11 protein-coding genes and 1 pseudogene are annotated in these 12,814 nt (G+C 44.8%); 7 read left to right on the forward strand and 5 right to left on the reverse strand.

What is annotated here, in order from left to right:
• Window positions 1-7: 7 nt before the first annotated feature.
• Window positions 8-553: a helix-turn-helix domain-containing protein gene (locus tag KNQ12_RS06365; protein ID WP_023469352.1), complete on the reverse strand. Its 546-nt coding sequence runs from the start codon at window positions 551-553 to the stop codon at window positions 8-10.
• 187 nt (window positions 554-740) lie between these two features.
• On the opposite strand from KNQ12_RS06365, the gene KNQ12_RS06370 reads away from it, so the two are divergent.
• The 3 genes from KNQ12_RS06370 to KNQ12_RS06380 are packed head-to-tail and all read left to right on the forward strand — an operon-like array spanning window position 741 to window position 2,776.
• Window positions 741-1,586 (forward strand): DegV family protein, encoded by an 846-nt coding sequence (locus KNQ12_RS06370; protein ID WP_214746876.1) that lies wholly within the window; start codon window positions 741-743, stop codon window positions 1,584-1,586.
• 59 nt (window positions 1,587-1,645) lie between these two features.
• Window positions 1,646-2,377, forward strand: a complete 732-nt coding sequence (locus KNQ12_RS06375; RefSeq protein WP_214746879.1) for a tryptophan-rich sensory protein — start codon at window positions 1,646-1,648, stop codon at window positions 2,375-2,377.
• A 51-nt stretch (window positions 2,378-2,428) separates the two neighbouring features.
• Window positions 2,429-2,776, forward strand: coding sequence for an iron-sulfur cluster biosynthesis family protein (locus tag KNQ12_RS06380; protein WP_055969076.1), 348 nt, complete (start codon window positions 2,429-2,431; stop codon window positions 2,774-2,776).
• Between the two features lie 220 nt (window positions 2,777-2,996).
• Here the strand turns inward: KNQ12_RS06380 and KNQ12_RS06385 are convergent, their stop codons facing one another.
• A complete protein-coding gene (locus tag KNQ12_RS06385; protein ID WP_214746882.1) occupies window positions 2,997-5,039 on the reverse strand; it encodes a putative bifunctional diguanylate cyclase/phosphodiesterase in 2,043 nt (680 codons plus the stop codon).
• A gap of 390 nt (window positions 5,040-5,429) precedes the next feature.
• Here KNQ12_RS06385 and KNQ12_RS06390 point away from each other — a divergent pair.
• Window positions 5,430-6,843 (forward strand): annotated as a pseudogene (locus KNQ12_RS06390) (IS1182 family transposase).
• Window positions 6,844-6,904: 61 nt separating this feature from the next.
• On the opposite strand, the gene KNQ12_RS06395 reads toward KNQ12_RS06390, so the two are convergent.
• Window positions 6,905-7,642 carry an anti-sigma factor gene (locus KNQ12_RS06395; RefSeq protein ID WP_035396129.1) on the reverse strand — a complete coding sequence of 246 codons (738 nt, stop codon included), beginning with the start codon at window positions 7,640-7,642 and terminating at the stop codon, window positions 6,905-6,907.
• Window positions 7,623-8,186 (reverse strand): RNA polymerase sigma factor, encoded by a 564-nt coding sequence (locus tag KNQ12_RS06400; protein WP_214746885.1) that lies wholly within the window; start codon window positions 8,184-8,186, stop codon window positions 7,623-7,625. The genes KNQ12_RS06395 and KNQ12_RS06400 overlap by 20 nt, the downstream gene beginning before the upstream one ends.
• Before the next feature lie 227 nt (window positions 8,187-8,413).
• On the opposite strand from KNQ12_RS06400, the gene KNQ12_RS06405 reads away from it, so the two are divergent.
• A complete protein-coding gene (locus KNQ12_RS06405) occupies window positions 8,414-8,677 on the forward strand; it encodes a metal-sensitive transcriptional regulator (protein WP_214746887.1) in 264 nt (87 codons plus the stop codon).
• A 90-nt stretch (window positions 8,678-8,767) separates the two neighbouring features.
• Here the strand turns inward: KNQ12_RS06405 and KNQ12_RS06410 are convergent, their stop codons facing one another.
• A complete protein-coding gene (locus tag KNQ12_RS06410) occupies window positions 8,768-10,975 on the reverse strand; it encodes a phosphodiester glycosidase family protein (protein WP_214746892.1) in 2,208 nt (735 codons plus the stop codon).
• 175 nt (window positions 10,976-11,150) lie between these two features.
• Here KNQ12_RS06410 and KNQ12_RS06415 point away from each other — a divergent pair, with 175 nt between their 5' ends.
• Both KNQ12_RS06415 and KNQ12_RS06420 read left to right on the forward strand, forming a co-directional pair.
• Window positions 11,151-11,957, forward strand: coding sequence for an SMP-30/gluconolactonase/LRE family protein (locus tag KNQ12_RS06415; RefSeq protein ID WP_023469361.1), 807 nt, complete (start codon window positions 11,151-11,153; stop codon window positions 11,955-11,957).
• 127 nt (window positions 11,958-12,084) lie between these two features.
• Complete coding sequence (locus KNQ12_RS06420; protein ID WP_214746895.1) at window positions 12,085-12,813, forward strand: MBL fold metallo-hydrolase; 729 nt, start codon at window positions 12,085-12,087, stop codon at window positions 12,811-12,813.
• Window position 12,814: the final 1 nt, after the last annotated feature.

Consider the following 12,814-nt stretch of genomic DNA (forward strand, 5'->3'; position numbering starts at 1 on the left):
TCCTCCTTTATAAGTATGAGTCAGTCGCAGTCACGAGGACCTTCGTCTCTTGTGTTGACTCATTGCGTAGTTGATGGATTTCTGAAGCCTTATAGTAAAGTGTCTCTCCTTGTTTCGCTACAAAAGACTGACGTCCGAGCGTCAGCGTGACGTTTCCTGCGAGCACATAGACGAACGTCTCGGCACCTGATGGTTCATACGTCTTGAATGCTCCCCCTGGCGCGAGTGTGAGCAGGACCGGTTCCATCTCTTTTTCATTCGATTCCGGAATGAGCCACGTGACATGATACCCCTGTTCCTCATCGGCATATGTCGTGACATCCTCTTCCCCATAGACGACTTTTTGATTGAGTGTATCCTCATCAAAGAAATCCTTCGGCGAGATGCCAAGGACTTCGAGGAGATGAAACAGCGTCTCGATCGACGGTGAACTGATTTCCCGTTCGAGTTGCGAGATGTACCCTTTACTCAGGTCTGTTCTTTCCCCTAGTTCCTCTTGCGTCAATCCCTTTTGAAGACGGAGGTTCTTGATTTTTTGACCGATTGAGTACAATCGACGTCCTCCTCTCATCGGCTTAGTTTAGTATAAGATGACTAAAAGTTTACTAATCACGTACCGATTATAGCGTATTTCATTATTTAATCAACTAAAACGTTCGATATTTTTTAATGTTCATTTGACAGCGAGAACGCTTACACCTACAATTAATATCAGGTACTAATTTAAGGAGGAACTTGTTATGCGGATCGCTTGGATCACTGATAGTACAACGATTTTACCGGATACGATCGCTCAGCGCGATGATCTTTCGGTCGTCCCTTTACTTGTCATGAAGGATGGAGAAAGTTTCGTCGATGGTGTCGACGTTGATGCGGAGACCGTCTATAGCTGGATTGACTCAAAACACAAGGTAATGACGAGCCAACCTTCAATCGGAAGCTTCACCGAGCATTATGAACGGTTGAAAGAGGATTACGACGTCGGCTTCGCTGTTCACTTATCGAGCGAACTGAGCGGAACGTACAACGCCTCCGTTCAAGGGGCAGAGATTGCTGGCTTTCGTCTGATTGCGATTGATTCCCGTTGTGGCATTTACCCGGCTGGTCAACTCCTAGCAGAAGCGATCGAACTCGTCGAAGCGGGACACTCGATCGAATCCGTCGAACAGATCATTCTCGAGCGTCGTTTCGATCATTACATTGAATTCACGGTCGCAAACCTCGATCAATTACAAGCAGGTGGACGGATCTCTTCGACGAAGGCATTCGTCGGTAACTTGTTGCAACTTCGTCCGTTGTTCCACTTCGAGGAAGGAAAGATCGTTCCTTATCAAACCGTCCGGACGTTCAAAAAAGCGCATTCGAAGATTTTTGATCACCTTGTCGCAATCATTGAACGGGGACAGGTCACGGATATTTCACTATTCCACGCGACAGCGTATGACCTGGCACTCGAGTGGAAACAACGACTCGAATCGCAATATGATGTGCGTGTCCGCATCGATGACTTGACGCCGGTTCTCGGTTCGCATACAGGAAATCCAGCGATCGGAATGTCCTTTTTGAACCCGACGCGCCGACCGTGATGACTAATGAAAATGAATTTTGGGTAAACCTTCTTTAGAGAATAAAGGAGGTTTTTTGTTTGAAAAATAATAAATGGATTTGGCTCAACTGGGTCGGCTTTATCTTCACGATTGCCGTGAACGCCCTCGATGGTGGAAAGACAGGACGAATTTCTGATTCGATCATCACATTGTTCAAACCGGCTGGGTATGCATTCTCGATTTGGGGATTAATTTATGCGATTTTACTTGTCTGGTTGATTTTACAATCGATTCCGAAGTTCAAGGAACACGAACTGGCGAAGAAAATCGGACCGTGGTTCTTGATCAGCTGTTTGTTCAACGCAGGTTGGATCGTCTCGTTCACGTTTGAACTGTTCGTTGTCTCCGTTGTCGTCATCGTTGGTCTCTTGTTGTCTTTGATCGTCATCTACTCAAAAATTGACCGTGAGACGAAAGGATTACGCTTTAAGCTACCGTTCTCGCTTTACCTCGGCTGGGTATCGGTCGCGACGATTGCCGACATCTTCCTGACGATCAATGCAGAAGGTGTAACATCTTGGCTTGGAATTGGAGATGCGGGCTGGACGATGATCATACTCGTCGTCGGAGTCATCATCGCTCTTCTCTTCATGTTTGCGAACCGTGATCCGATTTATCCGCTTGTCTTCGTCTGGGCGTATATCGCGATCAACTTCGAGTCCGATAATGGTCTCGTCGATACGACGGTTCTCGGTAGCGTCGTCTTATTATTAGCCGGTTATATCTTCCTTCTCGTTCGGATGCGCCGCCAAGTCAGCGTGAGCAAGTGACGTTCCTTTCTCGTTCAAACGGCGTATACTAAAAGAAAGGAGTGAATGACCATGAACATCACATTTACACCGTCTGCTCAGGAGCGAATCCGCCAATTACGCGGTGAAGTATCCGGTCAACTGCATCTCTATTACGATACAGAGGGTTGTGGTTGCGGAAACTCTGGTATTTTCAGTATTCGCATCGTCGATGAAGCGACACCGGAAGACATGACGATTGATTCAAACGTCGGTCCTGTTCTCGTCAAGCGGTGGTCGAGTCATTTCCTCGATCAAGAAATGACACTCGATTACAACGAGGAGAAAAAAGCGCTCATCTTAAAAAGTGATGGCCAATACTTCAATACGAATGTGCTCGTGACGGATCAAACAGGCTGCGTCCTGACGGTTCGCTCATAAGCGCAAATGAAAAAGGCAACTTCCGTCGTGGAAGTTGCCTTTGTTTGTGTTCGAACAGACAGGTGCTGCGTCGAAAGCTAGATGGTCTGAGTATGATTGAATGTACTAGATGTCTGTCTGCGTCGTGCACGAGCTGGTAATATCCCAGCGCTTTGCGTCCCGCATGCATCATCCTCGCATGCTTATCTAGTATACGAACGAAAGTCATGTTTGGATTGCCTTATCCGACATTTAGAACGGTCTCTTCGATCGCTTGCTGATTTAAATCCTTCACATGCATCGGTCTACTATAGTAATAGCCTTGTCCATAATCACAACCGAGGCGTTTCAAGAAGAGATGCTGTTCGAGCGTTTCGACACCTTCTGCGACGACTTCGATCCCAAGACTCTTCGCAAGCTGGATGATCATTTCCGTAATCGCTGTTCCCCGTTCGTCATGTGGGACTTCATCGATGAACGACTTGTCGATCTTTAAGATATCGATCGGCAAATGCTTCAAGTGCGTTAGCGACGATAGACCCGTTCCAAAATCATCGAGAGCGATTGTCAGACTAAGCTGTTTCAATTCACCAAGCATCGTCATCGCCCGGTCCAGATTCTCCATAACGGACGTTTCCGTTATTTCGAGTTGTAGTTGCAATTCACTTCCGTTCTTCAAGGAATGATGAACGATTTCTTTAATCATCATATTATGCGACTCCGATCGGAAATGCATCGCGGATAAGTTCACCGAGACTTGGCGAATGAAATAATCTTCTTTCTTCCAAATCTCCATCTGTGCAACGGTCTCCTTCAACACCCACTCGGTCAAACGATGAATTAAACTATACTTTTCAGCAAGTGGAATGAATTCCGCCGGTGAGATGAAACCGAACTTCGGATGATTCCAGCGAATTAGAACTTCCGCCTGATCCACCTTGCCTGTCGCGAGTGCGATCTTCGGTTGGTAGACGAGAGCGAACTCCTTGAAATCCGTCATCGCCCGGCGTAAGGAACCGACGATCAATTGCTCTCTTTTGTCGGAATGCAGGGAATCATCGTACACGATGAATCGATCTCTTCCTTCGTTTTTGCCGACCCGGAGAGCACTTTCCATTTGACCAATTCGCATTTCTAACGTTTCTCCCATATCCGGTAAGATGACACCCATCGTTGCTGTCAAATGGATTGGTTGATCATCTAAGTGAATCGGTTGTCGAATATCTTCTAAAATTTGTTCGAAAGTACGAAGTAATGCATCAGTAGGTACTTTTTTGATAAGAAAAAACTGCGTTCCATTATAACGAATACATGCTTCATCTTCCGATAAGGACGCACGCATCCGATCTGCAAACTCACGAATGACGGCATCTCCTTTATCAAAACCAAACGTATCATTGACCCATTTGTACCCGTCCAGGTCAAGTATAGCCATCGCCATCTCGTCTTTAGACTTTCCGTAATGCGCATCTACTTTTATCATATGGTGATCTAACCATCTACGGTTATGCAAACCGGTCAAATGATCAGTATATGCCATCATCTGTAAGGCACGTCGTTCTAAATGAATATAGAGTCCAGCGATTAAGATCAAAATCAAAAATACCGGAATGGCTACATCGTTTAAAATATTCGATGTAATAGGACCATCACCAATACGTCCTGCTTGATCAATCGGGATACAAAAAGATGTTCCTAACATACCTACATAATGCATGGAAGAGATAGCAAAGCCCATTACAATCGCAATGGGAATAAGAATTCTTTTCTTATCAACATGTCGTAGACGATGTAAGAGTAACAAGGCAACATATGCTACAGTGATCGCAATTAGGATGGATAGAGCGAACAACCCTGTTTCATAACGAATCGCGCCACCAAAATCCATTGCCATCATCCCAAGATAATGCATCATCGCAATACCTACGCCCATCAAAGAACCTGCTAAAATGACTTTGTTTCGTGTAATCGCTGATGAGTAGAGTAGATAAAAGGCGATGAAGGCAGCTAAAATAGCTGGAATGACGGATAAGAACATTAAAATCCAGTCATAACGAACCGTGACGGATAAAGCGAAAGCACCCATACCAACGAAATGCATCCCCCAAATCGATAGTCCCATCGTCAAAGAAGATAAGAATAACGCTCGTTTTTTCAAAGAAGTCGCCTTAGCCAAACGTCGATTTAATTCAAGCGATCCATACGATCCAATGATCGCGACGAGTACCGACAGTACAACTAAGCCCACTTCATAGTGCTTTGTTAAAATAATCCATTCATTCATTGTATGTGGCCTCTCCTTATAGAACTGACTTTCTTCTTAGTATCGACGGTTATGAAGTATATTTTCAGTCGAAACTTGCATTTCATGCGATTTAATTGATATTTTCTATTTTTTAGTCTTTTTTTCTTAATGTAAAACGCACAAAAAAAACGAATTCGTCGTAGACGAATCCGCAGACTGAAGACAAAGTGCAATTTTTCTCTAACGAGAAGGATTGCGCTTTTTTGTTCGTCTCGAATCGTTTTCCTGGGACAAGCATCGCGCCGCTTCGCTTCGCTGCAGGGTCGCTCTTGCTTGTTTTTCCCTAAGAAGCGATTTCGAGTGAACAAAACACTTCTCTGATCCTTCTTCCGGGTATAAAAAAGTAGAAAAGAAGAAGGAGGACTTCCTATGATGGGTAAGAGAGATCACCATCATCGCTCAGAGAATGTCACCATCACATTGGAACAATTGGTCCCGCAGGACCATCTCGTCCGAAAAATAGATGCAGTCATCGATGTCGACTTCATCTATAGTGCCGTAGAGAACTTGTATAGCGAAAACACAGGAAGACCAAGTGTCGATCCCGTTCTGTTAATCAAGATGGCGCTTCTTCAATATGTATTTGGTATTCCCTCTATGCGGCGTACCATCAAAGAGATTGAAACCAATGTGGCATATCGTTGGTTTTTAGGTCTTGGTCTGGATGAGAAGGTGCCGCACTTCTCTACGTTCGGCAAAAACTACGTCCGGCGTTTTCAGGATACAGACGTCTTTGAGAGTATTTTTTATCGGGTCCTCACGCAAGGAGTCGAAGCCGGATTCGTGGACCCATCGGTCCTCTTCATTGACTCCACCCACATCAAAGCAAACGCGAACAAGCGGAAGTATAAGAAGAAGTTCGTTCGACGCGCCGCACAACAGTACAAAGAAGAACTAGACCAAGAAGTCAACGAGGATCGGATTTTGCATGGAAAAAAGCCTTTCACCCCCAAGATGAAGAAAGCTGAAGAACACGAGACGAAGGAGAGTACGACAGATCCGGAGAGTGGCTATTACGTGAAGGGGGAGCGTGAAAAACAATTCGCCTATTCGTGCCATACCGCCTGTGATCGGCATGGCTTTGTCCTCGGGATGATTGTAACGCCCGGAAATGTCCACGATAGTATCGTCTTTCCTGCACTTCTTCAAACGGTTACGCAACATTTTGGACAACCATTCGCAGTCGTCGCCGACTCTGCCTATAAGACTGTTCCGATCGCCCATCATCTTCTCAAACAAGGCAATTTTACCCGTCTTTCCTTATACACGCCCCAGAGGGGTGAAAGGAATGTTAAAAACAAAAGACTTTTACTATGACGAACATTATGACTGTTATTTATGTGAAAACAATCAAGTTCTCCGTTATCGAACGACGACGCGAGACGGATACCGTGAATATGTCTCGAATCCTTTTGTGTGCGAGACATGTCCTCTTCTCTCTCAATGTACGCAGAGTCGCGACCATAGAAAAGTCATCCATCGACATCTTTGGCAAGATGCGATGGATGAGGTGGAGCATCTCAGACATACAGTTGTGAATCGTGCGTTGTATCGAAAGCGTCAGGAAACAATTGAGCGTGTCTTCGCAGACACCAAAGAGAAGCATGGCATGCGTTGGAGCCGCTATCGAGGGCTGAAAAAAACGACGCTTCAAGCGATGCTTACTTTCATTGCCTTGAACCTCAAAAAGCTTGCGAATTGGTCCTGGGATTCCCCCGGGAATCCATGTCTTCACTACGTTTTAATAGGGAGTACATACAACAAACCCTCATTCCGATCATGAAATGAGGGTTTGTCTACAATCTGCGAATTCGTCGTAGACGAATCCGTTCGTATTTTTAAAATTAAAGTGCAACTGAGGCCACGATTTCTCCCGTAGGTTTCGCTAAATCCGGCTCTGGTTCGACAGTGATTGCTACAGCATCGACGTCACCATTACCTTTGAGTTGAAATACCGCTGCTGCTTCGCCGTCTTTTTCAATAATACCGTTCGCAGTCGGTGTCTCACCTTTGATGGTCCATAATTGATACAATTCTCCTTTTTTCAATGGAGGCAAATCTTTCAATTGAACGAGCATATACGACTTATCGTTTTGTGTAAATACCATGCTTGATCCCTTGATTGACTCGTTGCTTTCAAAGTTTCCCATTCCTTTAATTTCATCCATCGCCAGTGTTTCCGGTGTATCTGTACTTTCTTCCTGTGACAAAAAGTAGGCATTCGCACCAAGTGAAAGAATAAGGGCGGCAGCAATGCTCATCAACCAGCCAAGTGGGACACTCTTTTTCTTCGTTTGTTGCTGACGTGCTTGTTTAATGTCTACTGGAGTAGTCATCGGTTCTTCTTTAGGAGACTCCGTCTCTGTTGAACCAAGAACTTCTCCAAGAATACGTGCTTTCATTCCTACAGGAACAGGACGCTCCGGAAGCGATTCAGCGATGGGAAGCATGAGTTCTTCCATTTCTAAAAGTGCTTCGCGACATTCTTCGCACGTCGCAAGATGCGCTTCGAACGCGTCGCGATCTGCTGAAGAGAGTGTTCCATTGAAGTAATTGATCAAGTCATGACAACGTTCTTCCATCTCGTTCCCTCCCATCTAATCGTTTTCTTAATGCTTGAATCGCACTTCTGATACGTGTTTTGACTGTTCCGAGTGGTAAGTCAAGTTGATCTGCGATTTGTTGTTGCGTTAGTCCCTGAAAATAGACTAGTTCGATCAAATCCTGTTGTTCTGATTTTAGTTCACTTACGGCGCCCCGCACTTCCGCTGCAGTTTCGCGTTGCATGACGGTCCGCTCAACAGGTTCATCATATCCGCCATCTCGTTCTTCAACTTCAATCGTCGGTTGTCGTTTTTCACGACGTAAACAATCAAGAGCCGCATTACGCGTGATCGTCAAAATCCAAGATGAAAACTTTCCTTTTTGTGTATCAAAATTAATACGACCATTCCAAATTTTCATCCATACTTCTTGAATGACTTCTTCAGACAATCGATCATTATTCGTAAAGCGATAGGCGAATGAAAATAACAATCGCTCGTACTTCTCATACAAAGTCTCGAGTGCCTGTTCATCACCGCTACGCATCAGATGATAAAGCGATTCATCGGATTGAGTATGCATCCTTTTCCTCCTCCTGATATCAGCTTCATCATATAGTATACGAGAGCTAACACCAAATCGTTTTAGTTTTCATCAATTTTCTAAGTAAATTCCTCACCACATCCATATTCCCTGATTTCAAGAAAAGTATATCTTAAAATTCGATAGAATTGACAGTAATACCGTTATGGGCATAGCATAAAGGTATTACTCAGACGTTAGTTCTACTATGAAACGGAGGAACATATATGGATTATGATCGCAAAATGAAAAATCGCGTCAGCCGAATCGAAGGGCAATTACGTGGTATCCTTCGTATGATGGAAGAAGGGCAAGACTGTCGAGATGTCATTACTCAACTTTCCGCTGCTCGCTCCGCGATTGATCGTACGATTGGTGTCGTCGTAAGCTCCAATTTAATTGAGTGCGTAAAAAACGCCGAACAAAATGGTGACGGTCAGACAGAAGAGCTTGTGAAGGAAGCTGTAAATCTTCTTGTCAAAAGTCGCTAATTACTATAAACCACCCATCAGAGTAATTTTTATCTGATAAAAAAACAGGGTCAAGATTTCATTGAAATCCGATTCCCTGTTTTTTTAGGTTTAGTATAAAACTTTGAGTTGATCCAAGTACACCTTACTCTTAATGGTTGTTCCTTTTTTCGATGTATCCGTTTCAACAAAATACAACGATTCGATTTTAAGAGGTGTTGGCCACGTCGGATCGAGTGTCGCTTGTACCGTTTTAAATCCTTTCCAATCTACCTTCTTGACGAAATCCACGACATGTCGATTTCCTGCAGCATCTTTGACTTCTGAGCGAAGCCAAGGCGCGCGTCCATCTCCATACACATCCATCGTCAATGCACGGGCAGGAGAAGGAATGATCCATGATGCTTTTTTAATGTACATGGCTCCGTTTTGTTTCTTCCACCCTGAATAATCGTATGTCATTTCAAGTGATTGTTTGCCACTGGATTTCTGTAAGGAACTGAGACGGACAGCATAACTCGAAACATAAGGAGATTTCGCTTCGTAGACTCCCTGTTCGAAGGAATCGATGACTTCCTCTTTTTTCATAGCAGAGACGGTGACCGGTAGTCGAACCGTCTTCCCTCCAGATGAGACAGTTAGTTCTGTCTTCCCGATTTTCTTTGCAAGAATATTCCCTTTTGTAATCGATGCGGTCGCTCCGTTTGCAACCTGGTAATTGAGTTGCGAAGCAGGGATTACGACACGTCGTCCGTTTAGCCATCCTTCTGATGAAATCGCGAGGCGTTGTCCTACTTTTAACAAGATCGGACGCCCTCCATTGACTGTAAGACCGGTCAAGCGATTCGTGACTGGAATCGATACGGTTCGTTTAGCACGATCAACTTGCATCGTACCTGTCCATTTTCCAGGAGTCAGCGGTGCCGTGACTTGTAAGCCTTTGACACCTGTCCCTTTCCAAATAATCGATTTCTTCGTTGCATCTACAGGCTGTCCATTTGCATCCGTCAGCTTTAATCCAAATCCACCTTTTTCACCTACATATAATTCTTTAGGGGCAGTCAATAAAATCGTCGTCGCTACATTCGATGGAACATAATGAGTGGCTAATATTAAACCGTTCGTAATAGAGCGACTTCTTCCATCTGCCGGTACATTCGCTGTTTTAGGTAAAAACTCTCCAGCGCGTCTGACCATTATCTCTGTCGATCCCCCACCATCAAATGCGAGGGCCGACGTTACACCTAAACGCTTCATTTGCTCCACTGCCTCAAGCATCGTAATCCCTTTTGAATCAAGACGAGCTTGATCCACCGTAATAATTTGAACTGTCCCGTTTGATGTTGTACCGATAAGTGTCCGCGCCTTACGAGCGAGCATCAAAAAGCGGTCATGGTTCAATGCTAGGCTGTCTAAACTATATCCAACTCCATTTTGAATCAACCAGTTATATCCAGATACTGCTTCTTGAATATCGTTACGCATTTGAAGATTCGATAATTGAACTAGATTTAATTGTGTTGATAACAGACCATTTGATTTTTCTTCTGCTGCTTTCACAAGTGCAAGTAGTGCCGCTTTTTGTTTTCCGAGACCAACGAGGACAACTCCAGCATCGGGTAAGCGAATTTCTTTACGGAATGTCGTATCTACCGATTCAACGGTCCATTGATAGTTCTTCCCGAGTGTAAACGCCGATGTCGCTGTTCCTTTTAAATAGACGATAGCAATTTCTTTTTTCATCGCTTCTGACGGCTCAATTAGCTTCAGCATTTTTGAAGCATGATGAGCTGAACTAAAGATACCGATTCGATTCGCTAAGTTCTCGTTACGGTTAACTGAGTGGATCGTTACCCGCTTCGTATCAGTCGTCGCAGATCCGATGATACCGAACGACCCGATCTCTGGTTTCCCTTGTCCGTTGATCATGAATGATGGGAATTTTGTCGCAGAATCTTTTACACTATGACTAACCAGTACTTGATTTTGCTGAATTTGAAGTCCAATCGGTAACCCCGAAGCTACTCGATACATATCGGCATTGATCGCTGTTACGACACGCCCCCCGCTCGCTGTCACGCGACTAACTTGAGAAGGTAAAGATTCTGTTGCTAATACACGATCTCGTCCTTTCGTCGTCATCCAGTAGTTACCGGTATCGGGCTGAACCGTTATATGTCGAAATAACTGTGGTGTACCCGAAAGTGTTTCTGATTTTGTCGTATAGGTCACACCTTTTGAAATCGTTTCTGCCTGAGTGGTAGAGACAGATTGAAAAAGACAAAAAGTTGTTAATAAAATACAAATTTTCTTGAACATAACACACCTCCGTTATATATTATGCCTTTTTTAGTAAATAAATGACATAATTAATTTAGGAGAGGTTTATTTTTATTCATAACAGGTATAGAAAGTAGTTAACTAATTCCTTTTAAGCCACATATGTTGCAATCAACATATGAATCTATTCATACATGATGTAGGAGGCCTTTTCATGAGTGTATCTGTATTTATTGATGTCGCGTGTAAGACAGGTGAATCTCCTGTCTACGATGCGAAAACAAAACGCTTTTATTTTGTCGACATTCCGAATCAACTTCTTTTTTCATATGACCTTGCCACAGAAGCACTCAAGCCGTACACGTTACCAAGCGCCATCACATCAATTGCCTTGACGGACGCTCCAGACTTATTACGTGTCACGGCTGAACACGGATTTGGGACGTTTGATCTCAAGGAAGGTCATCTGTCTCTTGAGCATCAACTGTCACTGCCCGATTCTGACCGAATGAATGACGGGAAGCTCGATCCGACTGGACAATATGTCGCTGGTAGCATTAATGAAGAAGACGGTAAGACTGCTGGATTGTTCCGTCTGCGTCATGACGGTTCCATCGATGTCTTGCACGAAGACTTGACGAACTCGAATGGACTCGTCTGGTCAGAAGATGGCAAGACGCTCTATCACATCGATACACCGACAAAAAAAGTCTATGCCTTTGACTACGCTCCGGACGCACCACTTTCCAATAAACGTGTCGCCGTTGACCTTGAAGAAGAAGAAGGGTTCCCGGATGGTATGACGAAGGACGCGGAAGGTCATGCTTGGATCGCGCATTATGCTGGATCATGCATCACCCGTTGGAATCTTGCGACTGGTGAAAAACTCGATCATGTCGACTTCCCTGTTTCGAATCCGACGTGCCCGATTTTCTATGAAGATCGATTGCTCGTCACGACGGCTGCCGACGGAGATGATGCACCACATGCCGGTGCCGTCTTCGCTGTGACATTTGAATGATTCATAGAAGAGGGATCATCTTTTTACAGGTGATGCCTCTTTTTCCACATAATGCGTCTAGACGCATCTAAAAAAACAGACGATACTAAAGAAGAAAACTATTCATTTTTTTGAAGGAGTGAAGCCGATGCGTGTCACGACAATCGAACGTTTACACCAACTGCAGACGACCCCATCCTTTTTCCCGGTCAACTGCTACCTGTTTGAAGAAGCAGACAGTTTGACATTGATTGATGCCGGCCTCGGGATCAACGCAAAGGCGCTCTATCACTATATTCGAAAGCAAGAGAAACCGCTTGGTGCAATCATCCTGACTCATGCGCATGCCGATCATGTCGGTTCGCTTGATTTCCTTGCGAACGCCTTTCCTCTCGCTCAAGTCTGTATCAGTTATCGCGATGCTGCATTGCTAAGTGGAGACGAGACGCTACGCGAAGGCGAAACGACACCTTTAAAAGGTGGTATTCCGAAAAACATCAAAACACGTCCGGATCGCTTGCTCGAGAGTGGTCAACAAGTCGGAAGTCTCAGTGTCATCGCCTCACCCGGTCATACACCTGGTTCGATCTCACTTTGGCATGAAGGGAGCCGGACGTTGATCGCTGGCGATGCTTTTCAGACGCAAGGAGGACTCGCCGTCTCCGGTGACGTCCGCTGGCAATTCCCGTTCCCTGCACTCGCAACATGGGATCCGGACGTCGCCCTTCGCTCGGCTGATCAACTGACGGAACTGTCTCCGGATATACTCGCTGTCGGACATGGTCCGCTAATCCTTGGACCGAGTTATGAGATGCGCCAAGCCGTCGATCGATTCTCTCACGTCTTACAGACGAAAAAAACATCACCTTTCAAGTAAT

Source organism: Exiguobacterium sp. s11 (assembly GCF_018619015.1).
Taxonomy (GTDB): Bacteria; Bacillota; Bacilli; order Exiguobacteriales; family Exiguobacteriaceae; genus Exiguobacterium_A; species Exiguobacterium_A indicum.